Annotated in this window: 24 protein-coding genes, 1 tRNA gene and 1 pseudogene; 23 read left to right on the top strand and 3 right to left on the bottom strand. The window is 66.4% G+C overall.

The features are described 5' to 3' along the window. Positions 1-64: 64 nt before the first annotated feature. Positions 65-598 carry a GNAT family N-acetyltransferase gene (locus BM144_RS01670; protein WP_092949160.1) on the top strand — a complete coding sequence of 178 codons (534 nt, stop codon included), beginning with the start codon at positions 65-67 and terminating at the stop codon, positions 596-598. Between the two features lie 71 nt (positions 599-669). Beyond that, complete coding sequence (locus BM144_RS01675) at positions 670-1,842, top strand: methyltransferase (RefSeq protein WP_092949162.1); 1,173 nt, start codon at positions 670-672, stop codon at positions 1,840-1,842. 47 nt (positions 1,843-1,889) lie between these two features. On the opposite strand, the gene BM144_RS01680 is transcribed toward BM144_RS01675, so the two are convergent. After that, positions 1,890-2,426 (bottom strand): hypothetical protein, encoded by a 537-nt coding sequence (locus tag BM144_RS01680; RefSeq protein WP_092949164.1) that lies wholly within the window; start codon positions 2,424-2,426, stop codon positions 1,890-1,892. Positions 2,427-2,653: 227 nt separating this feature from the next. Between BM144_RS01680 and BM144_RS01685 the strand changes: the two genes are divergently transcribed. Continuing rightward, positions 2,654-3,697, top strand: coding sequence for a tRNA dihydrouridine synthase (locus BM144_RS01685; RefSeq protein WP_092949166.1), 1,044 nt, complete (start codon positions 2,654-2,656; stop codon positions 3,695-3,697). On the opposite strand, the gene BM144_RS01690 is transcribed toward BM144_RS01685, so the two are convergent. Continuing rightward, on the bottom strand, positions 3,657-5,504 hold the full coding sequence (locus BM144_RS01690) for a phospholipase D family protein (RefSeq protein WP_092949168.1): 1,848 nt from the start codon (positions 5,502-5,504) through the stop codon (positions 3,657-3,659). The two genes, BM144_RS01685 and BM144_RS01690, sit on opposite strands and share 41 nt — an antisense overlap. Before the next feature lie 148 nt (positions 5,505-5,652). After that, positions 5,653-5,931, bottom strand: a complete 279-nt coding sequence (locus BM144_RS01695; protein WP_092949171.1) for a hypothetical protein — start codon at positions 5,929-5,931, stop codon at positions 5,653-5,655. Between the two features lie 105 nt (positions 5,932-6,036). On the opposite strand from BM144_RS01695, the pseudogene BM144_RS01700 reads away from it, so the two are divergent. The 20 genes and pseudogenes from BM144_RS01700 (at position 6,037) to BM144_RS01795 (ending at position 25,598) form a co-directional block, all read left to right on the top strand. Then, a pseudogene (locus tag BM144_RS01700) lies at positions 6,037-7,209 on the top strand (pyridoxal phosphate-dependent aminotransferase). 127 nt (positions 7,210-7,336) lie between these two features. Next, positions 7,337-7,603 (top strand): 30S ribosomal protein S15, encoded by a 267-nt coding sequence (gene rpsO / locus BM144_RS01705; protein WP_019703748.1) that lies wholly within the window; start codon positions 7,337-7,339, stop codon positions 7,601-7,603. A gap of 212 nt (positions 7,604-7,815) precedes the next feature. Continuing rightward, complete coding sequence (gene pnp, locus BM144_RS01710) at positions 7,816-10,065, top strand: polyribonucleotide nucleotidyltransferase (protein WP_092949534.1); 2,250 nt, start codon at positions 7,816-7,818, stop codon at positions 10,063-10,065. A 97-nt stretch (positions 10,066-10,162) separates the two neighbouring features. Next, positions 10,163-11,155, top strand: coding sequence for an NAD(P)H-quinone oxidoreductase (locus tag BM144_RS01715; protein WP_092949536.1), 993 nt, complete (start codon positions 10,163-10,165; stop codon positions 11,153-11,155). Next, positions 11,152-11,898, top strand: a complete 747-nt coding sequence (tpiA, locus tag BM144_RS01720) for a triose-phosphate isomerase (RefSeq protein WP_092949173.1) — start codon at positions 11,152-11,154, stop codon at positions 11,896-11,898. The genes BM144_RS01715 and tpiA overlap by 4 nt, the downstream gene beginning before the upstream one ends. Before the next feature lie 36 nt (positions 11,899-11,934). Beyond that, positions 11,935-12,315, top strand: a complete 381-nt coding sequence (gene secG, locus BM144_RS01725; RefSeq protein WP_092949175.1) for a preprotein translocase subunit SecG — start codon at positions 11,935-11,937, stop codon at positions 12,313-12,315. Positions 12,316-12,431: 116 nt separating this feature from the next. Continuing rightward, positions 12,432-12,516 (top strand) — tRNA-Leu (locus tag BM144_RS01730). Positions 12,517-12,592: 76 nt separating this feature from the next. Next, positions 12,593-12,952, top strand: coding sequence for an NADH-quinone oxidoreductase subunit A (locus tag BM144_RS01735; protein ID WP_092949177.1), 360 nt, complete (start codon positions 12,593-12,595; stop codon positions 12,950-12,952). 24 nt (positions 12,953-12,976) lie between these two features. Continuing rightward, positions 12,977-13,456, top strand: coding sequence for a NuoB/complex I 20 kDa subunit family protein (locus BM144_RS01740; protein WP_092949179.1), 480 nt, complete (start codon positions 12,977-12,979; stop codon positions 13,454-13,456). Positions 13,457-13,466: 10 nt separating this feature from the next. Then, complete coding sequence (locus tag BM144_RS01745; RefSeq protein WP_092949181.1) at positions 13,467-14,075, top strand: NADH-quinone oxidoreductase subunit C; 609 nt, start codon at positions 13,467-13,469, stop codon at positions 14,073-14,075. 30 nt (positions 14,076-14,105) lie between these two features. Then, positions 14,106-15,359: an NADH-quinone oxidoreductase subunit D gene (locus tag BM144_RS01750; RefSeq protein WP_092949183.1), complete on the top strand. Its 1,254-nt coding sequence runs from the start codon at positions 14,106-14,108 to the stop codon at positions 15,357-15,359. Further along, complete coding sequence (gene nuoE / locus BM144_RS01755; RefSeq protein WP_092949185.1) at positions 15,356-15,907, top strand: NADH-quinone oxidoreductase subunit NuoE; 552 nt, start codon at positions 15,356-15,358, stop codon at positions 15,905-15,907. The genes BM144_RS01750 and nuoE overlap by 4 nt, the downstream gene beginning before the upstream one ends. Continuing rightward, positions 15,904-17,262 carry an NADH-quinone oxidoreductase subunit NuoF gene (gene nuoF, locus BM144_RS01760; protein ID WP_092949187.1) on the top strand — a complete coding sequence of 453 codons (1,359 nt, stop codon included), beginning with the start codon at positions 15,904-15,906 and terminating at the stop codon, positions 17,260-17,262. Before nuoE ends, nuoF begins: the two co-directional genes overlap by 4 nt. A 15-nt stretch (positions 17,263-17,277) precedes the next feature. Further along, positions 17,278-19,437 carry an NADH-quinone oxidoreductase subunit NuoG gene (gene nuoG, locus BM144_RS01765; RefSeq protein WP_092949189.1) on the top strand — a complete coding sequence of 720 codons (2,160 nt, stop codon included), beginning with the start codon at positions 17,278-17,280 and terminating at the stop codon, positions 19,435-19,437. Continuing rightward, positions 19,434-20,510 carry an NADH-quinone oxidoreductase subunit NuoH gene (gene nuoH, locus BM144_RS01770; RefSeq protein WP_092949191.1) on the top strand — a complete coding sequence of 359 codons (1,077 nt, stop codon included), beginning with the start codon at positions 19,434-19,436 and terminating at the stop codon, positions 20,508-20,510. Before nuoG ends, nuoH begins: the two co-directional genes overlap by 4 nt. A gap of 16 nt (positions 20,511-20,526) precedes the next feature. Beyond that, the gene (gene nuoI / locus BM144_RS01775; protein WP_092949193.1) at positions 20,527-21,042 is read left to right on the top strand and encodes an NADH-quinone oxidoreductase subunit NuoI; all 516 of its coding nucleotides are present in this window, start codon (positions 20,527-20,529) and stop codon (positions 21,040-21,042) included. 35 nt (positions 21,043-21,077) lie between these two features. Continuing rightward, positions 21,078-21,743 carry an NADH-quinone oxidoreductase subunit J gene (locus BM144_RS01780; protein ID WP_092949194.1) on the top strand — a complete coding sequence of 222 codons (666 nt, stop codon included), beginning with the start codon at positions 21,078-21,080 and terminating at the stop codon, positions 21,741-21,743. Continuing rightward, positions 21,740-22,048, top strand: a complete 309-nt coding sequence (gene nuoK, locus BM144_RS01785; protein WP_092949197.1) for an NADH-quinone oxidoreductase subunit NuoK — start codon at positions 21,740-21,742, stop codon at positions 22,046-22,048. The genes BM144_RS01780 and nuoK overlap by 4 nt, the downstream gene beginning before the upstream one ends. Before the next feature lie 27 nt (positions 22,049-22,075). Further along, complete coding sequence (gene nuoL, locus BM144_RS01790) at positions 22,076-24,109, top strand: NADH-quinone oxidoreductase subunit L (RefSeq protein ID WP_092949199.1); 2,034 nt, start codon at positions 22,076-22,078, stop codon at positions 24,107-24,109. Positions 24,110-24,122: 13 nt separating this feature from the next. Beyond that, on the top strand, positions 24,123-25,598 hold the full coding sequence (locus BM144_RS01795; RefSeq protein WP_092949201.1) for an NADH-quinone oxidoreductase subunit M: 1,476 nt from the start codon (positions 24,123-24,125) through the stop codon (positions 25,596-25,598). The last annotated feature ends 15 nt before the right edge of the window (positions 25,599-25,613 follow it).

The following is a 25,613-nucleotide window of genomic DNA, read 5'->3' on the forward strand; positions in this document are numbered from 1 at the left end:
CGCGACAATCGCGGGTTTTGCGTTCCGCTCCCTTCCCCCAATTTTTTCAGTTCGTTCGTTTCCAATGTCCAGTATCCAGGCCAGTATTCAGGTTCGTCCCGCCACGCTCCGCGATGCCAAAGCCATTGCCCAGATCCACACGCAATCCGCAATGGAGGCCTACCGCGGCCTGGTCCCCGATGACCAATTGAAAGCCATGTCTTCGGTCGACAAGCGCCAGGCCTACTGGCGCGAAGCCATCGAGTACTGCGAGCCCCAGGTGCAAGTCGCCCTGGAAGGCGACAAGATCGTCGGTTTCGTCGGCTTCGACCGTTCGCGCGATGCCAAGTCGCGCCCCACCACCGGCGAAATCTGGGCCATCTACGCGGCCCCCACCCACTGGGACCAGGGCGTCGGCGTGGCCCTCTGGGACGCCGCGCGCGAAGGCCTGCAGCAGGAAGGCTGCACCAATGTCACGGCCTGGGTGCCGATGCGCAACGAGCGCGCGCTGCGCTTCCATGAACTCGCGGGCTTCAAGCGCGAGATGTCCACCGCCAAGACCGCCGTGATCGGCGGCGTGAAGATCGAGGAAGTGCGGCTGCAGCGCCCGATCAACTGAACGCCGCGCATCCCCTGGCTTTTTCTTTTTCCTTCGTTCCTTCCCACGCCACCCTTCCCGCACCCCGGCACATGATCCACTGGAGCCACGACGGCGAGACCCGCAGCGCGCACTGGCGTTCCGAAGCCGGTGCTGCCGTGCCGCGCCGCGTGGTGACGGCCGATGACACGCTGGCCGCCGATGCGGCCTACCGCTTGGCCTGCGAAGGCACCGCGCTGCTGTGGCGCGGAGACTTCCAGAACGCGCGCCACCTGCTGCAGGCGCTGATGCGCCGAGCCGATGGCCGGGGCCGCCCGCGCGGTGGCGCCCGCGGCAAGGGGAAGGCCGCGGCCGCGCAGCCGGCGCCCGAGCCCGCCCAGGCCTTCCACCTGCACCGCCAGGCCCAGGCCCAGCGGGCCCGCGTGCTCGGCGCGCTGCTCATCCCCGTGGAGGGCGACCACACCATCGCGCTGCGCCGTGCGCCCGACTGGCGCGCAGCGCTGGCCGAGGCCTGGGGCGTGCCGGACGGCACGGCCAGCGCCGTGTCGCTGCGCGAACTGCTAGGCATCGTGGGCGCGCACGAGTGGCGCAAGAAGGGCGTGGAGGTGCCGGCGCTCGGCGCGCCGCCGGGCAACCGCATCCATCCGCACTACGGCGTCTTCTCGCCGGTGCGCGGCGAATACGTGGACCTCGTCGCGCAGGCGCCGCTGCCTGCGGGCGCGCAGGCCCTGGCGTTCGACATCGGCACGGGCACGGGCGTGCTCGCGGCCGTGCTGGCGCGGCGCGGCGTGCGGCGCGTGGTCGCCACCGACCAGGACCCGCGGGCCCTGGCCTGCGCGCGCGAAAACCTGCAGCGCCTGGGCGCGCAGCCCCGCGTGGAGGTGGTGCAGGCCGATCTGTTCCCCGAAGGGCGCGCGCCCCTCGTGCTGTGCAACCCGCCCTGGGTGCCGGCGCGGGCGGCATCGCCCATCGAGCGGGCCGTCTACGACGAGGACAGCCGCATGCTGCGCGGCTTCCTCGCGGGATTGGCCGCGCACCTGGAGGCCGGCGGCGAAGGCTGGCTGATCCTGTCCGATCTGGCCGAGCACCTGGGGTTGCGCTCGCGTGCCCAGTTGCTCGAATGGATCGAAGGCGCCGGCCTGCGCGTGCTGGGCCGCCAGGACACCCGCCCGCGCCACGCGAAGGCGGCCGATGCGACCGACCCGCTGCACGCCGCCCGCGCGGCCGAGACGACGTCGCTCTGGCGGCTCGCGGCCGCCGGCTGAGCGGCGGTCTGCACGGCGGTCTGCCGCGGCGGCCGGGCAGGAGGGGTTCACGCCGGTGTCGGCAGCAACTGTTCCATGCGCTCCCGCACGGTCGCGGCGCGCTCGGGGCCGGCCAGCAGCTCGATCTCTTCCAGCAGCGCCTCGCTCACGTCCAGCATGCTGTCGCGGTCGCGCGCGCCGCGCAGGGCTTCCAGGAAGTTGTGGGCCAGCGCGGGATTGCGCCGCGCGAACATGCGCTCGCAGATGTCGAAGAGGTACATGCGGGTGCCGGCGAGCGACCGCAGCGCATGCGATGGCGCGGGAGGCAGCGCCGCCGCCCCGCTGGCCGGGTGAGCGTGCGTCGCCGCGGCGGCTGCGTGGGCCTTCGGCGCTTCCGGTGCGGGGGCGGTGGCGCCGGCATGGGCCAGGTATCCCTCGGCCAGCAGCTTGGACACGATGTCTTTGCCGGCGCCGTGGTAGAGCGCCTCCAGTTCGGCGGCGGGCCGGCCGTCGGCCAGCAGCAGCAGCGAGCGTTCGCGCAGGCTGAGGGTGCGCACGCCCGGTGAGAGTTCCAGGCGGGCCTTGTCGGTTTTCAAGAGCAGCATGGGACGACAGAAAAATGCAGGCGTTTGGCGACAATCGAAGCCCCGATTGCAGCGCCCTCCGATGACGCCCCGATGACGGGGCGGTGCGGTCTCCGCCCGCAACCCCCTTGCAAGGCTATCAATTGCTATATATTTAATAGCAAACTATTCAATGAATACGGCGGCATGAAGGTGTTTTTGTGCCTGATGTCTGCCGGAGTGTCCCCGTGCCCCAGCCCGCTCTGCCGATGATTCCGCCATCCCCCTTGACCCCTGCGCCGCTGCTGTTGCTCGCCCCGATGGAGGGGTTGCTGGATTTCGTCCTGCGCGATGTGCTCACGCGCGTGGGCGGCGTGGACCGCTGCGTGTCCGAGTTCATCCGCATCACCGACACGCTGCTGCTCGACAAAGTCTTCCTGCGGTACATCCCCGAGCTGCGCAACGGCGGTCGCACCCTGGCGGGCGTGCCGGTGCGCGCGCAGCTGCTGGGCTCCGACCCCGTGAGCATGGCCGAGAACGCGGCGCGGCTGGCGGCCCTGGGCCCCGAGGGCATCGACCTGAATTTCGGCTGCCCGGCCAAGGTGGTGAACCGCCACGGCGGCGGCGCGGCCTTGCTGCGCGAGCCCGAGCGCATCGCCCAGGTGGTCGCTGCCGTGCGCCGCGCCGTGCCGCCCCGGGTGCCCGTGTCCGCCAAGATGCGGCTGGGGTATGCCGACACCTCCCTGGCCCGCGAATGCGCGCAGGCGGCGGAGGCCGGCGGCGCCTGCGAGCTGGTCGTGCACGCCCGCACCAAAGCCGATGGCTACCGCCCGCCGGCCTACTGGGAGCTGATCGCGCCGCTGCGTTCGGCCGTGCGCATCCCCATCGTCGCCAACGGAGAGATCTGGACGGTGGCCGATGCCCAGCGCTGCCGCGCGCAGTCGGGCGGCGATGCGCTCATGCTGGGCCGCGGCATCGTGGCCGACCCCGGGCTCGCGCTGGCGATCCGTGCGGCCGATGCGGGCCGGCCGCAAGCGCCGGCCCTGGCCTGGGAGGCGCTGTTGCCGCAACTGGCCGTCTTCTGGCGCACCGTGTGCGACGACCTGGAGCCGCGCCAGCGCGCCGGGCGGCTCAAGCAATGGCTGAATCTGCTGCGCCGGCGGTTTGCGGAGGCCGAGGCCGCGTACCAGCACGTGCGCACGATGACCGACCAGCGCGCCATCACCGCCTGGATCGCCGCGCAGCAGGCCGGCGCGCCGGCCGCCGCGGTGGCTACAGCAGGTGGTCCGGCGCCAGCGGGCCCAGCAGCTTGAGCAGCATGCGCAGGCCCAGGCCTGCATCGGGCTCGGTGGTGGCGTCCTCGAGCCCGCTGCCTTCGGGCGCGCGCCACACGAGCGTGCCGTCCTGCGCCCGCTCCACGCGCCAGGACACGTCGCGCATGGCGGCCTCGATCTGCTCCGAGGCGGTGCGGGACAGCGTGCGGCTCTGGATCAGCAAGGCGATCTCGGTGTTCTGCAATTGCGAGCGCAGGTCCAGGTTCATCGAGCCGATGGCGATCAGCCGCCCGTCCACCACGACCACCTTGGAGTGCAGCATCGCGCGCGAAGGCCCCGTGGCGCCTGCGCCCGAGCTGCCGAAGGCGGATTTCACGCCCGCCTGCTCGCTGCGCATTTCATACAGTTCGATCCCCATCGCCAGCAGTTCCTCGCGGTGGCGGGCGTAGCCCACGTGCGCCACCGGCGCATCGTTGGAGGCCAGCGAATTGGTCAGCACCCGCACCCGCACGCCGCGCGCGCGCGCATCGGCGAAAGCGCGCTTCATGTCGTCGCCGGGCACGAAGTAGGGCGAGATGATGAGCAGGTTCTGGCGTGCCTGGCCGAGCAGTTGCAGCACGCCGTCCACGACGGTCTCGCCCTCGGCCGCGTGCGCGGCGGATGCCTGCAGCGAGGCTGTGCCGGCACCGTCGGCCGCCGGGGCCTGTGCCGGGGCCACCGGGCCCTGCGGCCCGTGCACCTGCAGCCCGGCGCCGGGCGTGGAAGTGCGGGGGCTGGACGGCTCGCCCTCGGCCGGGATCTTGGCGGGCCGGTCCACCAGCATGACGGCCGGCGCCCACACGAAGCGTGCGGCGCGCAGGTCCATCGGCCGCTCGTTCCAGACCCGCGCGCGCTGCTCGGCCGTGGGCTGGTCGGGGCCGGGGCGGGGCTCGCCGTCCGGGGGCCTGGGGCCGCCGCTGCCGCCCGTGCCCGCTGCCGGGCGTTCGCCGCGCGCGGCGGATGCCGGCGGCGCGTCGCGGTCGCCTTCGGCGCGCTGCGCGTCGTAGCGGCCCCGTGTCTGGTCCCGCAGGCGTGAGAGTTCCTCGCGCGTGATGAGCGACTGCACCGGGTAGGCACGCGGGTTGTTCCAGTAGGCATCGAAGCTGCGCGACATTTCCGCCACGATCGGGCCGGCCGCCAGGACATCGAGGTCCACGAAATTGCCGGAATCGGCCTGGCCGAAATAGGCATCGCCGAGATTGCGCCCGCCCGTCACGCCCATCGCGTTGTCCGCGATGAACAGCTTGTTGTGCATCCGCTGCTGCACGCGCGAGAAATCGGTGAGCGATCCCCAGAGCCGCCCCACCATCGAGCCCCGCGGGCCCGCCACGGGGTTGAACATGCGCATCTCGATGTTCGGCTGGAACGCGAGGCCCATGACCAGCGCGTTGCGCCCGGTGCTGTGGAAATCGTCCAGCAGCACGCGCACCCGCACACCCCGCTGCGCCGCGCCCACCACGCCGCGCAGCAACCGCTCGGTGCTCGCATCCGCGTGGATGGCGTAGTACTGCAGGTCCAGCGTCTTCTGGGCGGCTTCCACCAGCGCCAGCCGGCTGCCGTAGGCGTCCTGCGGCCCGCTCAGCAGAACGAAGCCCGAGGCGTGGCGGCCGCTGGCGGCCTGCCGCTGCTCCTGCGCCATGCGGGAGAGCGTGGTGTCCGCCGATGCGGGCAGGGCATGCGACTCCGGCCGCTCCACATTCTGCGGAAGCCCCGAACACGCGACCGTCGAGAGCACGATGGCCAGTGCGGCGCACCAGCGTCCGACAGCGGCAGGGGAACGGAAGAGGGGAGCGAGGCCGTCGGGCATGGGTTAGCGGTGCGAGGAATGCGGGGTGCCTGAGATATATCGCAGCGCCTGCGGCCGAGTTGTCGGACAACGCGCCGGTGGCGAAGCCGAAAGGCACCCGCCCACCCGAAGCGGGTGCTGGCGGCTCCGAGCGGAGGGCGGGAAGTCGTCAGCGCCGGGTATAGCCCAGGCAGGCGCCGGCATTGGGAAGGCCCTGGCATTCCCGGTACAGTCGGCGGTCGCGCTCGGCCGTGGTTTCGCCCGAGTGGTTGGGCGGGCCGTTGCGGACCTTGGTCGAAGCCCGTTTGGGTTTCGGCGGGGCCTTGGCGCTCTTCTCGTCGGCCGGGGCCGTATTGGCTGGCGTGGCCGCCGTGGCCGCCGCTGCGGCCCCCAGCAGGGCGACGGCCAGGATGGCCGCGGCGGTACGGGCGTGGTTCGTTCTTTGCATGCAGGTGTCCTCCCGCTGCGCAATGTACCCGCCCGCGCCCGAGAATCCGCGACTGCATCCGTCCATCCCTTTGCCCTCACCGATTGCCCGCAACCTTCCACCGCCATGCGCCACACCCTCGCCACCCTCGAAGAGTCCAAGATCCGTGAAGTCGCCAATGCCGGCATGGGCCGTGCCGATGTCCTGCCTTTCTGGTTCGGCGAAAGCGACGAGACCACCCCGCAGGTGGTGAGCGAGGCGGCCATCGCCTCCCTGCGTGCGGGTGAAACGTTCTACTCGCACAACCTCGGCCTGCCGGCGCTGCGCGAGGAAATCGCGGCCTACACGGCGCGGCTGCACGGGGGAGCGGTCGATGCCGGGCGCATCGCCGTCACCTCCGGAGGGGTGAATGCCCTGATGCTGGCCGTGCAGGCACTGGTGGACCCCGGGGACGAAGTGGTGGCGGTCGCGCCGGTATGGCCCAACCTCACCGCGCAGCCGCAGATCCTGAGCGCGCGCCTGCGCACCGTGCCGCTGGCCCCGGGTGACGATGGGGCCTAGACGCTCGACATGGGCGCGCTCAAGACCGCCGTGACCCCCGCCACGCGCCTGCTGGTGGTGAATGCCCCCAACAACCCCACCGGCTGGACTCTGTCGGCCGAGGAGCAGCGGGAGATCCTCGACCACTGCCGCGCCACGGGCACCTGGATCCTGGCCGACGAGGTGTACGAGCGGCTCTACTACGAACCCACGCCCCTCGGCTGCGCGCCGAGCTTTCTCGACCTGGCGGAGCCTGAAGACCGCCTCGTGGTGGTGCAGAGCTTCTCCAAGAGCTTCCTGATGACCGGCTGGCGGCTGGGCTGGCTCGTGCTGCCGCCCTCGCTGACGTCCCACATGGGCAAGCTGATCGAGTTCAACACCTCCTGCATCAGCGTGTTCACGCAGCGCGCCGGCATCGCGGCGCTGCAGCACGAAGGCGAGATTACCCCGCACGTCACCCGCCATCTGCGCACCTGCCGCGACACGCTGCTGCCGCTGCTGCAGGCCTTACCGGGGGTGCTGGCCCATCCCGCGAAGGGCGGCATGTATGCCTTTTTCCGGCTGGATGGGCATGGGGATGCGCTGGCCACCGCCAAGCGGCTGGTGGCCGAGGCCGGCCTGGGGCTCGCGCCGGGCGACGCTTTCGGGCCGCAGGGACAGGGCTGGCTGCGCTGGTGCTTCGCCTCGAAGGACCCCGAGCGGCTCGCGGAAGGCGCGCGGCGGCTGCGGAAATGGCTCGAAAGGGCCGGCGGGTTATAATCCTCGGGTTTTGCACGGTGCAAGACGCACGCCGCCGGCCGTTCCAGCCTGCGGCGCAAGTAAAACCAGGGGCTGCCTTCCGCGCAACGCGCCGGTCCTGCCGGCCCCGACACTCAAGGAAAAACCAATGATCGCATCCTCCATCAAGGCCGAAGTCATCAAAGACAACGCCCGCGCCGCCAACGACACCGGCAGCCCGGAAGTCCAGGTGGCCCTGCTCACCGCCCGCATCAACGAACTGACCCCCCACTTCAAGCAGCACGCCAAGGACCACCACGGTCGCCGCGGCCTGCTGCGCATGGTGAGCCGCCGCCGCAAGCTGCTGGACTACCTGAAGGCCAAGGACGCCGACCGCTACACGGCCCTGATCGCCAAGCTCGGCCTGCGCAAGTAATCGCATTCGCATGCTGAAACGCCTGGGTTAGCAAACGGCTAGCTCAGGCGTTTCTACTTCGGAGACGCATAGCAGATCGAAGCTGTGTCATTCCAATGGCCCTGGGCATCGCACAGGGCGCAGGGCCACTGGAATGGCATCGTGTTCTGACTTGCCTCCGCCCCCCGCTGGCCTGCGTGGCCAGCCCCATCCACCGAAGCAACGGAGTCAACATGACCATCTTCAACAAAGTGACCAAGTCCTTCCAATGGGGCGACAAGACCGTCGTCATGGAAACCGGCGAAATCGCCCGCCAGGCGTCCGGCGCCGTACTGGTCAACATCGACGACACGGTGGTGCTGGCCACCGTCGTGGGCTCCAAGGTCGCCAAGGCCGGCCAGGATTTCTTCCCGCTGACCGTCGACTACATCGAGAAGACGTATGCCGCAGGCAAGATCCCCGGCAGCTTCTTCAAGCGCGAAGCCAAGCCCAGCGAACTCGAAACGCTGACCAGCCGCCTGATCGACCGCCCGATCCGTCCGCTGTTCCCGGAAGGTTTCTACAACGACGTCCATGTGGTCATCCACACCGTGTCGCTGAACCCCGAAGTGGATGCCGACATCGCCGCCATGATCGCCGTGAGCGCCGCACTGTCGATCTCCGGCATCCCGTTCAACGGCCCCATCGGCGCCGCGCGCGTGGGCTACATCAACGGTGAATATGTGCTGAACCCGGGCCAGACCCTGCGCAAGAATTCGCAGATGGACCTGGTCGTCGCCGGCACCGAAGCCGCCGTGCTGATGGTCGAATCCGAAGCGCAGCAACTGCCCGAAGACGTGATGCTGGGCGCCGTGGTGTTCGGCCACGAGCAGGGCAAGATCGCCATCAACGCCATCCATGAACTGGTGCGCGACGCGGGCAAGCCCGTGTGGGACTGGCAAGCGCCGGCCAAGGACGAACCCTTCATCGCCAAGGTCTCGCAACTGGCCGAAGAGAAGCTGCGCGCCGCCTACCAGATCCGCAGCAAGCAGGCCCGCACGCACGCCCTGCGCGAAGCCACCGCTTCCGTGCTCGCATCGCTGAAGGCCGAAGGCGTCGAATTCGATGCCGTGAAGGTCGAAGGCCTGCTGTTCGACATCGAAGCCAAGATCGTGCGCAGCCAGATCCTGGCTGGCGAGCCCCGCATCGACGGCCGTGACACGCGCACCGTCCGCCCCATCGAGATCCGCAACTCCGTGCTGCCCCGCACGCACGGCTCCGCGCTGTTCACGCGTGGCGAGACCCAGGCGCTGGTGGTCTCCACGCTGGGCACCGAGCGCGACGCGCAGCGCATCGACGCGCTGGCCGGCGAGTTCGAAGACCGCTTCATGTTCCACTACAACATGCCTCCCTTCGCCACCGGCGAAGTGGGCCGCATGGGCTCCACCAAGCGCCGTGAAGTGGGCCACGGCCGCCTGGCCAAGCGCGCGCTGGTCGCCGTGCTGCCGACCAAGGAAGAGTTCCCCTACACGATCCGCGTGGTGTCCGAGATCACCGAATCCAACGGCTCGTCCTCGATGGCGTCCGTCTGCGGCGGCTGCCTGTCGATGATGGACGCCGGCGTGCCGATGAAGGCCCACGTGGCCGGCATCGCCATGGGCCTGATCAAGGAAGACAACCGCTTCGCCGTGCTGACCGACATCCTGGGCGATGAGGACCACCTGGGCGACATGGACTTCAAGGTGGCCGGCACCACGGCCGGCATCACGGCGCTGCAGATGGACATCAAGATCCAGGGCATCACCAAGGAAATCATGCAGGTCGCCCTGGCCCAGGCCAAAGAAGCGCGCCTGCACATCCTCGGCAAGATGCAGGAAGCGATGGGCGAGGCCAAGACCGAGGTCTCCAGCTTCGCGCCCAAGCTCTACACGATGAAGATCAACCCCGAGAAGATCCGCGACGTGATCGGCAAGGGCGGCGCGGTGATCCGCGCGCTGACGGAAGAAACCGGCACGCAGATCAACATCGACGAAGACGGCACGATCACCATCGCCTCCACCGACAGTGCGAAGGCCGACGAGGCCAAGCGCCGCATCGAGCAGATCACGGCCGAGGTCGAAATCGGCAAGGTGTACGAAGGCCCCGTGGTCAAGATCCTGGACTTCGGCGCGCTGATCAACCTGCTGCCCGGCAAGGACGGCCTGCTGCACATCAGCCAGATCGCCCACGAGCGTGTCGAGCGCGTGACCGATTACCTGAGCGAAGGCCAGATCGTGAAGGTCAAGGTGCTCGAGACGGACGAAAAGGGCCGCGTCAAGCTGTCCTTGAAGGCTTTGCTGGACCGCCCCGCAGGCGACAGCGGACGTCCTGCGCCTGCCGAGCGCGGCGAGCGTTCGGAGCGCGGCGAGCGCCGTGAACGCCGCGACTACAGCGGCTCCGACTCGCAGCAACAGCAGCAGCAATCCGTGGCCTCCGGCGACCAGCCGGGCCAGATGGATGCCTGACGGCTCTCCGTCGCCCCTGTGATGGCAGCCGGCCCGGCATGCGCGGGCTGGCATTTTGAAATCTCTTATCCCCATGGAGTCCTGTATGGCGACCACCATGCGTGCCGTGGAAATCGCCGGCTTCGGCGGTCCCGAAGTGCTGCGCCTTGCCGAACGCCCCATGCCCCGGCATGGCGCGGGAGAGTTGCTGATCCGCGTGGCGGCCAGCGGCATCAATCGGCCCGATGTGCTGCAGCGCAAGGGGCACTACGCCGCCCCGGCGGGCACGTCGGACCTGCCCGGGCTGGAGGTTGCCGGCGTCATCGAGGACGGTGATGCGCAGGCGCTGGCGGCGGCTGGGTTGCAGCGCGGCGATCGCGTGTGTGCCCTGGTGGCCGGAGGCGGCTATGCGCAGTGGTGCGTTGCTCCGGTGGCGCAGTGCCTTCCCGTGCCGGAGGGATGGACCGATGTGGAGGCGGCCTCGCTTCCCGAGACGTTTTTCACGGTGTGGAGCAATGTCTTCGACCGCGGGCGCCTCAAAGCGGGAGAGACCCTGCTGGTGCAGGGCGGCAGCAGCGGCATCGGTGTCACGGCCATCCAGCTCGGCCGTGCTTTCGGAGCCACGGTGATCGTGACCGCCGGGTCCGAGGACAAGTGCCGGACCTGTCTCGATCTGGGCGCGCACCACGCCATCAACTACAAGACCCACGATTTCGCCGCGGAGGTGCAACGCATCACGGCGGGCAAGGGGGTCGATGTGGTGCTCGACATGGTGGCGGGCGACTATGTGGCGCGCGAAGTAGAGTGCCTGGCGGAAGATGGCAGGCTCGTGATCATCGCGGTGCAGGGCGGCATCCAGTCGTCCTTCAATGCAGGTCTGGTGCTGCGCCGCCGGCTCACGGTGACGGGCTCGACGCTGCGTCCGCGTTCGGTCGAGTTCAAGGGCGCTATTGCCCTGGCCCTGCGCGAGCAGGTCTGGCCGCTGTTGGCGGCGCGCACGGTGCGGCCGGTGGTGCACAGCACCTTTCCGGCGGCGGAGGCTGCCCGCGCCCATGCGCTGATGGAATCGAGCCAGCACGCCGGGAAGATCGTTTTGACGTGGACAGCATGAAAAAGAAACTCATCGCGGGTAATTGGAAGATGAATGGCGGCCTGGCCGCCAACGCGTCGCTCGTGGAGGCGCTGCGCAGCGGCATGGGCGAGGGCCTGTCCTGCGAAGTGGCCGTGGCCGTTCCGGCGCTGTATCTGGCGCAGGTCCAGGCCCTGCTGGAAGGATCGGCCATCGCACTGGGCGCGCAGGACGTCTCCCAGCATGAAGCGGGGGCTTACACAGGGGAGATTTCCGCAGCGATGCTGCAGGAATTCGGTGTGCGGTATGCCCTGGTGGGGCACTCCGAGCGCCGTCAATACCATGGCGAGACCGATGCGGCTGTCGCCGCCAAGGCGCAGCGCGCGCTGTCGGCCGGCCTGACCCCCGTGGTCTGTGTCGGCGAAACGCTGGCGGAGCGCGAGGCCGGCCAGACCGAGGCCGTAGTGAAGCGCCAGCTGGCGGCGGTGATCCATGTGAATGGCCATTGCATCAGCGAGATCGTCGTCGCCTACGAGCCCGTATGGGCCATCGGTACCGGCCATACGGCCACCCCCGAGCAGGCGCAGCAGGTGCATGCCGTCCTGCGCGCGCAGTTGCTCGCCGCGACCGAACATGCCGATCGGATCCGCCTGCTGTATGGCGGCAGCATGAACGCCGGCAATGCTGCGGCCTTGCTGTCGCAACCCGACATCGATGGCGGGCTGGTGGGCGGTGCCTCGCTCAAGGCCCAGGACTTTTTGAAGATCATCGCTGCAGCGGCCTGACAGGGCCGCCGCGCAATTCAACCGGAGTAACGAAGAATGAATGTGCTTGTGAATGTGATCCTGGCTGTGCAGATGCTGGCCGCGCTGGTGATGATCGGTCTCATCCTGATCCAGCATGGCAAGGGGGCCGACATGGGAGCCGCCTTCGGCAGCGGCAGTTCGGGCAGCCTGTTCGGTGCCAGTGGCAGTGCCAACTTCCTGTCGCGCACCACTGCGGTCCTGGCCGCGATCTTCTTCGTGGCCACGCTGGCGCTGGCCTATTTCGGCAATGCACGCCCTGCAGGTGTGGGAAGCGTGCTGGAAACCCCTGCTGCGGCACCTGCGGTGCAACCGGTCGCGCCGGCCTCTGCCTCGGCTGTGCCGGCACCGGCGCCTGCCGTGCCTGCATCGGGCGCCGCACAGATCCCGACGAAATAATTTTTACGAAAACCAACCGATTTCAAGGAGTCGGGTTTTTACGGAGTAGAATCCGGGATTGTCTGGAAAGCCAAATAACCCTTCGGGTTCCTCATGCCATCCAGATGTAGACATCAGCCGTCGTGGTGAAATTGGTAGACACGCTATCTTGAGGGGGTAGTGGCGAAAGCTGTGCGAGTTCGAGTCTCGCCGACGGCACCAACACACAAGCAAGCCCGCCCGGGCGCTCCTCGATCCAGGAGCACGGGTGCGGCCCCAGCGGTGAGTACTCCTCCAGATGAACCTCGATCAATACCTCCCCGTTCTTCTGTTCATCCTGGTCGGCATCGGAGTGGGGGTGGTGCCGCTGGTCCTGGGCTACGTCCTGGGTCCCAATCGCCCGGACGCGGCAAAGAATTCCCCCTACGAATGCGGGTTCGAGGCGTTCGAGGACGCGCGCATGAAGTTCGATGTGCGCTATTACCTCGTCGCCATCCTTTTCATTCTTTTCGATCTGGAAATCGCATTCCTGTTTCCGTGGGCGGTCTCGCTGCACGAAGTGGGGGTGACCGGTTTCGTTGCCGTCATCGTCTTCCTGGCCATCCTGGTCGTGGGCTTCGCCTACGAGTGGAAAAAGGGTGCCCTGGATTGGGAATGACCTGGCCTCATAAGGAACGACACGATGATTGAAGGCGTGATGAAGGAAGGGTTCATCACCACGAGCTATGACTCCGTGGTGAATTGGGCCAAGACCGGATCGCTGTGGCCCATGACCTTCGGTCTGGCCTGCTGTGCGGTCGAGATGATGCATGCCGCCGCCGCACGCTATGACATCGGGCGTTTCGGCGCCGAAGTCTTCCGCGCGAGCCCGCGGCAGTCCGATCTGATGATCGTTGCCGGCACGCTGTGCAACAAGATGGCACCGGCCCTGCGCAAGGTGTACGACCAGATGTCGGAGCCGCGGTGGGTCATTTCCATGGGTTCCTGTGCCAATGGCGGCGGTTACTACCACTACAGCTATTCCGTCGTGCGCGGCTGCGATCGGATCGTTCCGGTGGATGTGTATGTGCCGGGCTGCCCGCCCACTGCCGAGGCACTCATCTACGGGATCATCCAGCTCCAGCAGAAGATCCGCCGTACCAACACCATCGCCCGCGTCTGAAGGGTTCAGCATGACAGCCATTGCCATTCGACCCGAGGCGTTGCGGGATGCGGTTGCCGCTGTGCTCGGCGACAAGGCGCGCAGCATCACGCTCGCGCTCGACGAATTGACGGTTTCCGTTGCCGTGGGCGATTACCTTGCCGCGATGCAGTTGCTCCGCGATGCGCCGGGTTGCCAGTTCGAGCAACTGGTCGATCTTTGCGGTCTCGATTACTCCACCTATGGCGACGTGGGCACGGAGGGTCCGCGCTACGCCGTGGTGTCCCATCTGCTGTCGGTGAGCCTCAACCAGCGCGTGCGCGTGCGCGTGTTCTGCCCTGACGACGACTTTCCGGTCGTGCCTTCGGTGTCCGACATCTGGAACTCGGCCAGTTGGTACGAGCGCGAGGCCTTCGATCTGTATGGCATCGTTTTCGATGGGCATCCCGATCTGCGCCGCATTCTCACGGATTACGGTTTCATCGGTTATCCGTTCCGCAAGGATTTCCCGCTCTCCGGCCATGTCGAGATGCGGTACGACGCCGAACAGCGCCGCGTGGTGTACGAGCCGGTCTCTATCGAGCCGCGCGAGATCACGCCCCGCATCATCCGCGAAGACAAGTACGGAGGCCTGCACTGAAGCGCGCCCTGCGCTTTCTGGTGACCCACGATGGCTGAAATCAAGAACTATTCCCTGAACTTTGGTCCGCAGCATCCGGCCGCGCACGGGGTGCTGCGGCTGGTGCTGGAGCTCGACGGTGAAGTCGTGCAGCGCGCCGATCCCCACATTGGGCTGCTGCACCGCGCTACCGAGAAGCTCGCGGAGCACAAGACCTTCATCCAGTCGCTGCCCTACATGGACCGGCTGGACTATGTGTCGATGATGTGCAACGAGCACGCGTACTGCCTGGCCATCGAGAAGCTGCTCGGCCTGGACGTGCCGCTGCGTGCGCAGTACATCCGCGTGATGTTCTCCGAAATCACCCGTTTGCTGAACCACCTCATGTGGCTGGGTTCGCACGGAAACGATTGCGGCAGCTCCACCATCCTCATCTACACGTTCCGGGAGCGCGAAGACCTCTTCGACATGTACGAGGCCGTCTCTGGCGCGCGCATGCACGCCGCGTACTTCCGCCCCGGTGGCGTGTACCGCGACCTGCCCGATGCGATGCCCCAGTACAAGGCGAGCAAGGTCCGCAACGGCAAGGCGATCGAGGTCTTGAACCAGAACCGGCAAGGTTCGCTGCTGGACTTCATCGACGATTTCACGCAGCGCTTCCCCAAGTGCGTGGACGAGTACGAGACGCTGCTCACCGAGAACCGCATCTGGAAGCAGCGGACCGTCGACATTGGCGTGGTCACGTCCGAGCGCGCCCTGAATCTGGGCATGACAGGGCCCATGCTGCGCGGATCCGGCATCGCGTGGGACCTGCGCAAGACGCAGCCCTACGATGTCTATGACCGCATGGAGTTCGACATCCCGGTCGGCAAGACCGGCGACTGCTACGACCGCTACCTGGTGCGCGTGCAGGAAATGCGCCAGTCCAATCGCATCATCAAACAGTGCGTGGACTGGCTCAAGGCCAACCCCGGTCCGGTGATCACCGACAACCACAAGGTGGCACCACCGTCCCGCGAGTCCATGAAGTCGAACATGGAGGAGCTGATCCACCATTTCAAGCTCTTCACCGAAGGCTTCCGCGTTCCTGCGGGAGAGGCCTATGCGGCCGTGGAACACCCCAAGGGCGAGTTCGGCATCTACCTCGTGAGCGACGGCGCCAACAAGCCGTACCGCCTCAAGATCCGCGCACCGGGATTCGCCCATCTGGCGACCCTCGACGAAATGGCGCGCGGGCACATGATCGCCGATGCCGTGGCCATCATTGGCACGATGGACATCGTGTTCGGAGAGATTGACCGATGAGTACCGAAGCGAACCAAACCACCGGCGTTGCGCCGGTGACCGAAGCGACCCTGGCTCGCTTTGCACGCGAAGTGGCCAAGTACCCGCCGGAGCAGAAGCAGTCTGCGGTGATGGCCTGCCTGGCCATCGTCCAGCAGGAGCAGGGCTGGGTCAGCACGCAGAGCGAAGCCGTGATTGCCGAGGTCCTTGGCATGCCGCAGATCGCCGTGCATGAAGTCACGACCTTCTACAACATGTACAACCAGCAGCCGCTGGGCAAGTACAAGCTGAACGTGTGCACCAACCTGCCGTGCCAGCTGCGCGATGGTCAGAAGGCCCTGCACCACCTCGAGAAAAAGCTTGGCATTTCCATGGGTGAAACCACGCCCGACGGCCTGTTCACCCTGCAGCAGTGCGAGTGCCTGGGCGCCTGTGCCGATTCGCCGGTGATGCTGGTCAACGACCGCACCATGTGCAGCTTCATGGACAACGAAAAGCTCGACCAGCTCGTGGACGGGTTGCGCCAGGCCGAGGGCGCTGCCGCTCCGCGCGTGGAGGGACAGGCATGACCACCGCAGCGCAGATTCTTTCGCAGTTCCAGGCCACGGGTGTCCAGACCTGTTTCCACGACCGCCACATCGAGCCGCAGATCTATGCCGGCCTCGACGGCACGAACTGGAGCATCAAGGACTACGAGGCGCGCGGCGGTTACCAGGCCCTGCGCAAGATCCTTGGCGCCGACGGCGGCGAGCCGCTGACGCAGGACCAGGTCATCGCCACGGTCAAGGAGTCCGGACTGCGTGGACGGGGCGGCGCTGGCTTCCCCACCGGCCTGAAGTGGAGCTTCATGCCCCGCTCGTTCCCCGGGCAGAAGTACCTCGTCTGCAATTCCGACGAGGGCGAGCCGGGCACCTGCAAGGACCGCGACATCCTGCAGTTCAACCCGCACATCGTCATCGAAGGCATGATCATCGCGGCCTTCGCGATGGGCATCTCGGTCGGCTACAACTACATCCACGGCGAGATCTTCCAGACCTACGACCGATTCGAAGCCGCGCTGGAAGAAGCGCGCGCTGCCGGCTATCTCGGCAACGGCATCCTGGGCAGCAGCTTCAGCTTCCAGCTCCATGCGGCCCATGGCTTCGGTGCCTACATCTGCGGCGAAGAAACGGCATTGCTGGAATCGCTGGAAGGCAAGAAGGGCCAGCCCCGCTTCAAGCCGCCGTTCCCGGCGAGCTTTGGCCTGTATGGCAAGCCGACGACGATCAACAACACCGAGACCTTCGCGGCGGTGCCCTGGATCATCCGCAACGGAGGCGCAGCCTATCTGGCCTGCGGCAAGCCCAACAACGGCGGCACCAAGATCTTCTCGGTGTCCGGCGACGTGGAAAAGCCCGGCAACTACGAAGTGCCCATGGGCACGCCCTTCGCCAAGTTGCTCGAACTGGCCGGTGGCGTGCGCAAGGGCCGCCAGCTCAAGGCCGTGATTCCCGGCGGCTCTTCCGCCCCGGTGCTGCCGGCCTCCGTCATCATGGAATGCACGATGGATTACGACTCCATCGCGAAGGCCGGATCGATGCTGGGCTCCGGCGCGGTGATCGTCATGGACGATTCCCGCAGCATGGTGGAAAGCCTTCTGCGGCTGTCCTATTTCTATTCGCACGAATCCTGCGGCCAGTGCACGCCCTGCCGCGAAGGCACGGGCTGGATGTGGCGCGTGATCGACCGCATCCAGCACGGCCAGGGCCGCGAGGGCGATCTGGACCTGCTCAATTCGGTGGCGGACAACATCCAGGGACGCACCATCTGCGCCCTGGGCGACGCGGCGGCCATGCCGGTGCGCGCGATGATCAAGCACTTCCGTCCTGAATTCGAAGCGCTGATCCGCAACAAGACAAGCCCACAGACTCCGGCCTCCGCCTGATCGAGAGAAACGCATATGGTTGAAATCGAACTCGACGGGAAGAAGGTGGAAGTCGCCGAAGGCTGCATGGTGATGCATGCAGCCGAGAAGGCGGGCACCTACATTCCCCATTTCTGCTATCACAAGAAGCTCTCCATCGCTGCCAACTGCCGCATGTGCCTGGTGGACGTGGAGAAGGCTCCCAAGCCCATGCCGGCCTGCGCCACGCCCGTGACGCAGGGCATGATCGTGCGCACCAAGAGCGACAAGGCGATCAAGGCCCAGCAGTCGGTCATGGAATTCCTGCTCATCAACCACCCGCTGGATTGCCCGATCTGCGACCAGGGTGGCGAGTGCCAGCTGCAGGATCTGGCGGTGGGCTACGGCGGCTCCTCGTCGCGCTACGAAGAGGAAAAGCGCGTGGTGTTCCACAAGGATGTCGGTCCGCTCATCTCCATGGAAGAGATGACGCGCTGCATCCACTGCACGCGTTGCGTTCGTTTCGGCCAGGAGGTCGCGGGCGTGATGGAGCTGGGAATGATCCATCGCGGCGAGCACTCCGAGATCACCACGGTGCTGGGCGATACGGTGGATTCCGAGCTGTCGGGCAACATGATCGACATCTGCCCGGTGGGTGCGCTCACGAGCAAGCCTTTCCGCTACAGCGCCCGCACCTGGGAACTGTCGCGCCGCAAGTCGGTGAGCCCGCACGATTCGACGGGTGCCAACCTCATCGTGCAGGTCAAGAACCACCGGGTCATGCGCGTCGTTCCGTTCGAGAACGAAGACGTCAATGAATGCTGGATCGCCGACCGCGACCGGTTCTCCTACGAAGCCTTGAACGGTCCGGACCGCCTCACGAAGCCCATGCTCAAGCAGGGCGGCGAGTGGAAGGAAGTGGACTGGCAGACGGCCCTCGAATACGTGGCCAACGGCCTGCAGGGCATTCGCTCGGAGCACGGTGCACAGAGCATCGGTGCCCTGGTCAGCCCGCACAGCACCCTGGAGGAGCTGCACCTCGCCACCGCGCTCGTGCGCGGCCTGGGCAGCGACAACATCGACTACCGCCTGCGCAATGCCGAGTTCGCTGCACCGCAAGGCATCCGCTGGCTGGGCATGCCCATCGCGGCCCTGTCGTCGCTGCAGTCCGTGCTGGTCGTGGGCTCCGACCTGCGCAAGGACCATCCGCTGTTTGCCCAGCGCATCCGTCAGGCGGCCCGCAAGGGCTGTGCCGTGACCGCCATCAACGCCGTGGCCCATGACTGGGCCATGCCCATGGCGCAGTCGATCGTGGCTCCGGCGTCCGACTGGGCTGCCGCCCTGGCCGACATCGCCGCTGCGGTAGCACAGGAGCGCGGCGTGGGAGCCCCGGTGGCTTCCGGCAAGGCGACCGATGCCGCGGTGGCCGTGGCCCGTTCGCTCGCGTCCGGCGAAGGCCGGGCCGTGCTGCTGGGCAATGCCGCCGCGCACCATCCGCATGCCTCCTCGCTGCTGGCGCTGGCACAGTGGATCGGTGCCCAGACGGGCGCCGTGGTGGGCTACCTTACCGAGGCGGCCAATACCGTCGGCGCCCAGTTCGTCGGCGCGCAGCCGCAGCAGGGCGGTCTCGATGCGGGGCGCATGTTGGCCGGTGGATTGAAGGCGGTGCTGCTGCTCAACACCGAGCCCGTGCTGGACTCCGCGGCCGGACCGCAGGCAGCTGCCGCGTTGGCCCAGGCCGGCATGGTCGTCACGCTCAGCCCCTTCAAGACCAATCTGGAATTCAGCGACGTGCTGCTGCCCATCGCTCCGTTCACTGAAACCTCCGGCAGCTTCGTCAATGCCGAAGGCCGCCTTCAGGGCTTCCACGCGGTGGTCAAGCCGCTGGGCGATGCGCGTCCCGCGTGGAAAGTCCTGCGCGTGCTGGGCAATCTGCTGGGCGTACCGGGCATCGCGTTCGAGACGTCCCAGGAAGTGCTGTCCCATGCCATGGGGATTGCCGCCGGCAGCGCGCTGCCGTCGCACCTGCCTGCCGAACGCCTGGGCAACGCCACAGGCGCTGCTCCCAGCGTGCCCGCGGGTGCGGCTGCGGAACCCGTAGTGGCCTCCATCTACCAGCTCGACGGCCTCGTGCGCCGCGCGCCTTCCCTGCAACTGACTGCCGACGCGCGCCAGGCCGCATCGGCTTCGATGGTCGCGGAAGGAGCCGCAGCATGATCGACGCGCTCTACAACGGCGGGTTGAACCTCGTCGCGCAAACCTGGTGGACGGGTGCCGTCTGGCCCGTGATCTGGAACCTGCTCAAGATCGTTGCCATCGTGGCGCCGCTCATGGGCGCGGTGGCCTACCTCACGCTCTGGGAGCGCAAGCTGCTGGGCTTCATGCAGGTGCGCCACGGTCCCAACCGCGTGGGCCCGTTCGGCCTGCTGCAGCCGCTGGCCGACGGCCTGAAGCTGCTCACCAAGGAAATCATCCAGCCCACGGCGGCCAGCAAGGGCCTCTTCATCCTGGGTCCGGTGATGGCCATCATGCCCGCGCTGGCGGCGTGGGTGGCGATTCCCTTCGGTCCCGACGTGGCGCTGGCCAACGTCAACGCCGGTCTGCTGCTGATCATGGCGATCACCTCCATCGAGGTGTACGGCGTGATCATCGCGGGCTGGGCATCCAACTCCAAGTACGCCTTCCTGGGTGCGCTCCGCGCATCGGCCCAGATGGTCAGCTATGAGATCGCGATGGGCTTTTGCTTCCTCGTGGTCATCATGGTCTCGGGCAGCATGAACCTCACGCAGATCGTCCTGAGCCAGGGGCAGGGCACGATGGCGAATGCGGGCCTGTCCTTCCTGTCGTGGAACTGGCTGCCGTTGCTGCCCATCTTCGTCGTCTACCTGATCTCGGGCGTGGCCGAAACCAACCGCCATCCGTTCGACGTGGTGGAAGGCGAAGCCGAAATCGTGGCCGGCCACATGGTCGAATACTCGGGCATGGGCTTCGCGATCTTCTTCCTGGCCGAATACGCCAGCATGTGGCTCGTGTCCATCCTGGGCGTGACCATGTTCCTGGGTGGCTGGCTCTCGCCGGTGGCGGCGCTGGACTTCATTCCGGGCTGGATCTGGCTGGGCCTCAAGACCTTCCTCGTGGTGTCCATGTTCATCTGGATCCGCGCGACCTTCCCGCGCTTCCGGTACGACCAGATCATGCGCCTGGGCTGGAAGATCTTCATTCCGGTCACGCTGGTGTGGCTGCTGATCGTGGGCGCCTGGTTGCTGTCGCCCTGGAACATCTGGAAATAAAGCGGGACACGACACCATGGCTGCTGTTGCTGCTGCTACGACATCTTTTTCCCTCAAGGACTTTTTCAAGAGCTTCATGCTCGTGGAATTGGTCAAGGGCATGGCCCTGACCGGTCGCTATGCATTCCGCCGCAAGGTGACGGTGCAGTTCCCCGAAGAGAAGACGCCGCTGTCGCCGCGCTTCCGGGGCCTGCACGCGTTGCGCCGCTATGAGAACGGCGAAGAGCGCTGCATCGCCTGCAAGCTCTGCGAAGCGGTGTGCCCGGCGCTGGCGATCACGATCGAATCCGATGTGCGGGCCGACGGCTCGCGCCGCACCACGCGGTACGACATCGATCTGACCAAGTGCATCTTCTGCGGTTTCTGCGAAGAGAGCTGCCCGGTCGATTCCATCGTCGAAACCCAGATCCTCGAGTACCACGGCGAGAAGCGCGGCGACCTGTACTTCACGAAGGACATGCTGCTGGCGGTCGGCGACCGCTACGAGACCGAGATCGCTGCCGCGAAGGCGGCCGACGCCAAGTACCGCTGATCGCGGCTCCTGAACATTTTTACAAGAACCGATTCATGGACGCCAAGACTGGTTTCTTCTATCTGTTCTCGGTCGTGCTGCTCTATGCGGCCTTCCGGGTCATCACCGCACGCAACCCCGTGCATGCGGTGCTCCACCTGATCCTCGCGTTCTCCCAGGCTGCCGCCATCTGGCTGCTTTTGAAGGCGGAGTTCCTCGCGATCGCCCTGGTGCTCGTGTACCTCGGCGCCGTGATGGTGCTGTTCCTCTTTGTCGTGATGATGCTGGACATCCACATCGATACGGTGAGGCAGGGGTTCTGGCGGCATTTCCCGCTCGCGGCGTTCATCGGCGCGCTGATCGCGCTGGAAATGGCCGCCGTGCTGATGGGCGGCTTCCGCGGCATGGACGAACCCAAGGCCGTGGCCGCCATGGTGGATGCGGCAGGCAACGCCGTGCAGTACTCCAATACCAAGGCCCTCGGCAAGCTGCTCTACACCGAGTACCTGTACCCGGTCGAGATCGCCGCCGTGATCCTGCTGGTGGCCATGATCGCCGCCATCGCTCTGACGCTGCGCCAGCGCAAGGACACCAAGGTCACCACCGTGTCGGAGCAGGTCCGCGTGCGTGCGGCCGACCGCGTGCAGCTGGTGAAGGTCGCCGCGACGCAGAAGCCCGCGGAAGAGGTGGCGCCCGCAGCCGCCGAGGAGAAGAAGCCATGACGTTGACCCTGGGCCATTTCCTTTCGCTCGGCGCGATGCTTTTCGCCCTGGCGGTGATCGGCATCTTCCTGAACCGCAAGAACCTGATCGTCCTGCTCATGGCCATCGAACTGATGCTCCTGGCCGTGAACATGAATTTCGTCGCGTTCTCCCATTACCTGGGCGACATGCACGGACAGGTGTTCGTGTTCTTCATCCTGACGGTGGCTGCGGCCGAATCCGCCATCGGCCTCGCGATCCTGGTGCTGCTGTTCCGCAACAAGTCCAGCATCGACGCGGAAGATCTCAACGCCCTCAAGGGTTGATCGCCGGTACTTGCAAGGTTCTCAAGAATGAGTCAAACCCTTTCAGCTTCGACGCTCCTCGCCGTGCCGCTGGCGCCGCTGGTGGGCTCTGCGCTCGCCGGCATCTTCGGCACGGCCTTCGGTGGCAACCGGATCGGACGCCGTGCGAGCCACACGCTCACGATCCTCGGCGTTTTCGTCGCGTTCGTGCTCTCGGCCCTGACCTTCAAGAGCGTGGCGCTCGAAGGCGCCCGCTTCAACGAGACGCTCTACACCTGGATGGTGGTGGGCGGCCTCAAGATGGAGGTGGGTTTCCTCGTGGACACGCTCACCGCCATGATGATGTGCGTGGTGACGTTCGTGTCGCTCATGGTCCACCTCTACACCATCGGCTACATGGAGGAGGACGAGGGCTACAACCGCTTCTTCTCCTACATCTCGCTCTTCACGTTCTCGATGCTCATGCTGGTCATGAGCAACAACCTGCTCCAGCTGTTCTTCGGCTGGGAGGCGGTGGGCCTCGTGTCGTACCTGCTGATCGGCTTCTGGTTCAACAAGCCCACGGCGATCTTCGCGAACATGAAGGCGTTCCTCGTGAACCGGGTCGGTGACTTCGGCTTCATTCTCGGCATCGGCCTGATCGCTGCCTACACGGGCTCGCTGAACTACAGCGAGATCTTCGGCAAGGCGAATGAGCTGGGTGCGCTGGCCTTCCCGGGCACCGACTGGATGCTCATCACCGTGATCTGCATCTGCCTGTTCATCGGTGCCATGGGCAAGAGCGCGCAGTTCCCGCTGCACGTCTGGCTGCCGGACTCCATGGAAGGCCCCACGCCCATTTCGGCGCTGATCCACGCCGCCACCATGGTGACGGCCGGCATCTTCATGGTGTCGCGCATGTCCCCGCTGTTCGAACTGTCCGACACCGCGCTGAACTTCATCTTGGTCATCGGTGCGATCACGGCGCTGTTCATGGGTTTCCTGGGCATCATCCAGAACGACATCAAGCGCGTGGTGGCCTATTCCACGCTCTCGCAGCTCGGCTACATGACGGTGGCTCTGGGTGCGTCGGCCTACTCGGTGGCGGTGTTCCACCTGATGACCCACGCGTTCTTCAAGGCCCTGCTGTTCCTGGGCGCGGGCTCGGTCATCATGGGCATGCACCACAACCAGGACATCCGCTGGATGGGCGGCGTGCGCAAGTACATGCCTATCACCTGGATCACCTCGCTGCTGGGCTCGCTGGCACTGATCGGCACGCCGCTGTTCTCGGGCTTCTATTCCAAGGACAGCATCATCGAGGCCGTGCACGCCAGCACGCTGCCTGCCGCGGGCTTCGCACACTTCGCTGTGCTGGCCGGCGTGTTCATCACGGCGTTCTATTCGTTCCGGATGTACTTCCTCGTCTTCCACGGCAAGGAGCGCTACGACCAGAATCCGGATACGCACCACGACGACCACCACGCGCACGACGACCACCATGGCCACGGCCACGACGCCAAGCCGCACGAGTCTCCGTGGGTCGTCACCGTGCCGCTGGTCCTGCTGGCGATCCCTTCGGTGGTGATCGGCTTCCTGGCGATCCAGCCGATGCTGTTCGGCGACTTCTTCAAGGACGTGATCTTCGTGGACGCGGCCAAGCACCCCGCGATGGCGGAACTGGCCGAGATCTTCCACGGCCCGCTGGCGATGGCCGTCCATGGCCTGCAGACCGCACCCTTCTGGCTGGCCCTGGCCGGCGTGGCGGTGTCCTATTACATGTACATGGTGAATCCGGCGCTGCCGGCGGCCATCAAGCGCGGCTGCGGTCCCATCTACCGCCTGCTCGAGAACAAGTACTACCTCGACTGGATCAACGAGAACATCGTGGCGCGTGGCGCCCGCGCGCTGGGTACCGGCCTCTGGAAGGGCGGCGACCAGGCGGTGATCGACGGTACGCTGGTCAATGGCTCGTGGAAGCTGGTCGGCTGGATCGCGGGCATCGTGCGCTGGATGCAGTCGGGCTACATCTACCACTACGCACTCGTCATGATCCTCGGAGTGTTCGCGCTCATGACGTACTTCGTGTGGCTCAACAAGTAGGGGAACAATAAAAATGGGTTTGTTGAGTCTTGCCATCTGGACGCCGATCGCATTCGGCGCCCTGCTGCTGGCCTTCGGCCGCGATGAACATGCGCGTGCCGTCCGCTGGATCGCGCTGGTCGGCGCGCTGATCGGGTTCGCCGTGACGGTGCCGCTCTACAGCGGCTTCGACAACGGCACCGCCGCCGCGCAGTTCGTCGAGAAGCTGCTCTGGATCGAGCGCTTCAACGTGCACTACCACTTGGGCGTGGACGGCATCTCGTTCTGGTTCGTGCCGCTCACGGCCTTCATCACGGTAATCGTGGTGATCGCGTCGTGGGAGTCGATCACCGAGCGCGTGAACCAGTACATGGGCGCGTTCCTGATCCTGTCGGGCCTGATGATCGGCGTGTTCAGCGCGCGGGACGGCCTGCTGTTCTACGTGTTCTTCGAAGCCACGCTGATCCCGATGTACCTCATCATCGGCATCTGGGGCGGCCCGAACAAGATCTACGCGGCGTTCAAGTTCTTCCTGTACACGCTGCTCGGCTCGCTGCTGATGCTGATCGCGCTCATCTACCTGTACAACCAGTCCGGCGGCAGCTTCGATATCGCCTCCTGGCACCAGCTGCCCCTGTCGGCGCGCGCCCAGACCCTGCTGTTCTTCGCGTTCTTCGCGGCCTTCGCGGTCAAGGTGCCGATGTGGCCGGTGCACACCTGGCTGCCCGACGTGCACGTGGAGGCGCCCACCGGCGGCTCCGCCGTGCTGGCGGCCATCATGCTGAAGCTCGGCGCCTACGGTTTCCTGCGCTTCTCGATGCCCATCGCTCCCGATGCGGCGCGCGAGTGGGCGTGGCTCATGATCGCGCTGTCGCTGGTGGCCGTGATCTACGTGGGCCTCGTGGCCATGGTGCAGAAGGACATGAAGAAGCTGGTGGCGTATTCGTCCGTGGCGCACATGGGCTTCGTCACGCTGGGCTTCTTCATCTTCAACGACCTGGGCGTGTCGGGCGGCCTCGTGCAGATGATCGCCCACGGCTTCGTGTCGGGCGCGATGTTCCTCTCGATCGGCGTGCTGTACGACCGCGTGCACTCCCGCGAGATCGCGGCCTATGGCGGCGTGGTCAACACGATGCCCAAGTTCGCCGCCTTCGCACTGCTGTTCGCCATGGCCAACTGCGGCCTGCCGGGCACCGCCGGGTTCGTGGGCGAGTGGATGGTGATCCTCGGCGCCGTGAAGGCCAACTTCTGGGTCGGCCTCGCCGCCGCCACGGCGCTGATCTTCGGTGCCGCCTACACGCTGTGGATGTTCAAGCGCGTGTACCTCGGCCCGGTGGGCAACGACAACGTGCGCGGACTGTCGGACATCGACAGCCGCGAATTCCTGGTGATGGCCGTGCTGGCCGCGTCGGTGCTCTACATGGGCCTGTATCCGCGCCCCTTCACCGATGTGATGGATGTGTCGGTGGCCGAGCTGCTCAAGCACGTGGCGCAGACCAAGCTCCACTGAACCGACTGACAACGA

The sequence above is a fragment of the Paracidovorax konjaci genome (assembly GCF_900112675.1).
GTDB classification, from domain to species: Bacteria; Pseudomonadota; Gammaproteobacteria; order Burkholderiales; family Burkholderiaceae_C; genus Paracidovorax; species Paracidovorax konjaci.

Coding starts and splice junctions, on each gene's coding strand:
- BM144_RS01670 (WP_092949160.1), top strand. CDS start 65: ATGTCCAGTATCCAGGCCAGTATTCAGGTTCGTCCCGCCACGCTCCGC.
- BM144_RS01675 (WP_092949162.1), top strand. CDS start 670: ATGATCCACTGGAGCCACGACGGCGAGACCCGCAGCGCGCACTGGCGT.
- BM144_RS01680 (WP_092949164.1), bottom strand. CDS start 2,426: ATGCTGCTCTTGAAAACCGACAAGGCCCGCCTGGAACTCTCACCGGGC.
- BM144_RS01685 (WP_092949166.1), top strand. CDS start 2,654: ATGATTCCGCCATCCCCCTTGACCCCTGCGCCGCTGCTGTTGCTCGCC.
- BM144_RS01690 (WP_092949168.1), bottom strand. CDS start 5,504: ATGCCCGACGGCCTCGCTCCCCTCTTCCGTTCCCCTGCCGCTGTCGGA.
- BM144_RS01695 (WP_092949171.1), bottom strand. CDS start 5,931: ATGCAAAGAACGAACCACGCCCGTACCGCCGCGGCCATCCTGGCCGTC.
- rpsO (WP_019703748.1), top strand. CDS start 7,337: ATGATCGCATCCTCCATCAAGGCCGAAGTCATCAAAGACAACGCCCGC.
- pnp (WP_092949534.1), top strand. CDS start 7,816: ATGACCATCTTCAACAAAGTGACCAAGTCCTTCCAATGGGGCGACAAG.
- BM144_RS01715 (WP_092949536.1), top strand. CDS start 10,163: ATGCGTGCCGTGGAAATCGCCGGCTTCGGCGGTCCCGAAGTGCTGCGC.
- tpiA (WP_092949173.1), top strand. CDS start 11,152: ATGAAAAAGAAACTCATCGCGGGTAATTGGAAGATGAATGGCGGCCTG.
- secG (WP_092949175.1), top strand. CDS start 11,935: ATGAATGTGCTTGTGAATGTGATCCTGGCTGTGCAGATGCTGGCCGCG.
- BM144_RS01735 (WP_092949177.1), top strand. CDS start 12,593: ATGAACCTCGATCAATACCTCCCCGTTCTTCTGTTCATCCTGGTCGGC.
- BM144_RS01740 (WP_092949179.1), top strand. CDS start 12,977: ATGATTGAAGGCGTGATGAAGGAAGGGTTCATCACCACGAGCTATGAC.
- BM144_RS01745 (WP_092949181.1), top strand. CDS start 13,467: ATGACAGCCATTGCCATTCGACCCGAGGCGTTGCGGGATGCGGTTGCC.
- BM144_RS01750 (WP_092949183.1), top strand. CDS start 14,106: ATGGCTGAAATCAAGAACTATTCCCTGAACTTTGGTCCGCAGCATCCG.
- nuoE (WP_092949185.1), top strand. CDS start 15,356: ATGAGTACCGAAGCGAACCAAACCACCGGCGTTGCGCCGGTGACCGAA.
- nuoF (WP_092949187.1), top strand. CDS start 15,904: ATGACCACCGCAGCGCAGATTCTTTCGCAGTTCCAGGCCACGGGTGTC.
- nuoG (WP_092949189.1), top strand. CDS start 17,278: ATGGTTGAAATCGAACTCGACGGGAAGAAGGTGGAAGTCGCCGAAGGC.
- nuoH (WP_092949191.1), top strand. CDS start 19,434: ATGATCGACGCGCTCTACAACGGCGGGTTGAACCTCGTCGCGCAAACC.
- nuoI (WP_092949193.1), top strand. CDS start 20,527: ATGGCTGCTGTTGCTGCTGCTACGACATCTTTTTCCCTCAAGGACTTT.
- BM144_RS01780 (WP_092949194.1), top strand. CDS start 21,078: ATGGACGCCAAGACTGGTTTCTTCTATCTGTTCTCGGTCGTGCTGCTC.
- nuoK (WP_092949197.1), top strand. CDS start 21,740: ATGACGTTGACCCTGGGCCATTTCCTTTCGCTCGGCGCGATGCTTTTC.
- nuoL (WP_092949199.1), top strand. CDS start 22,076: ATGAGTCAAACCCTTTCAGCTTCGACGCTCCTCGCCGTGCCGCTGGCG.
- BM144_RS01795 (WP_092949201.1), top strand. CDS start 24,123: ATGGGTTTGTTGAGTCTTGCCATCTGGACGCCGATCGCATTCGGCGCC.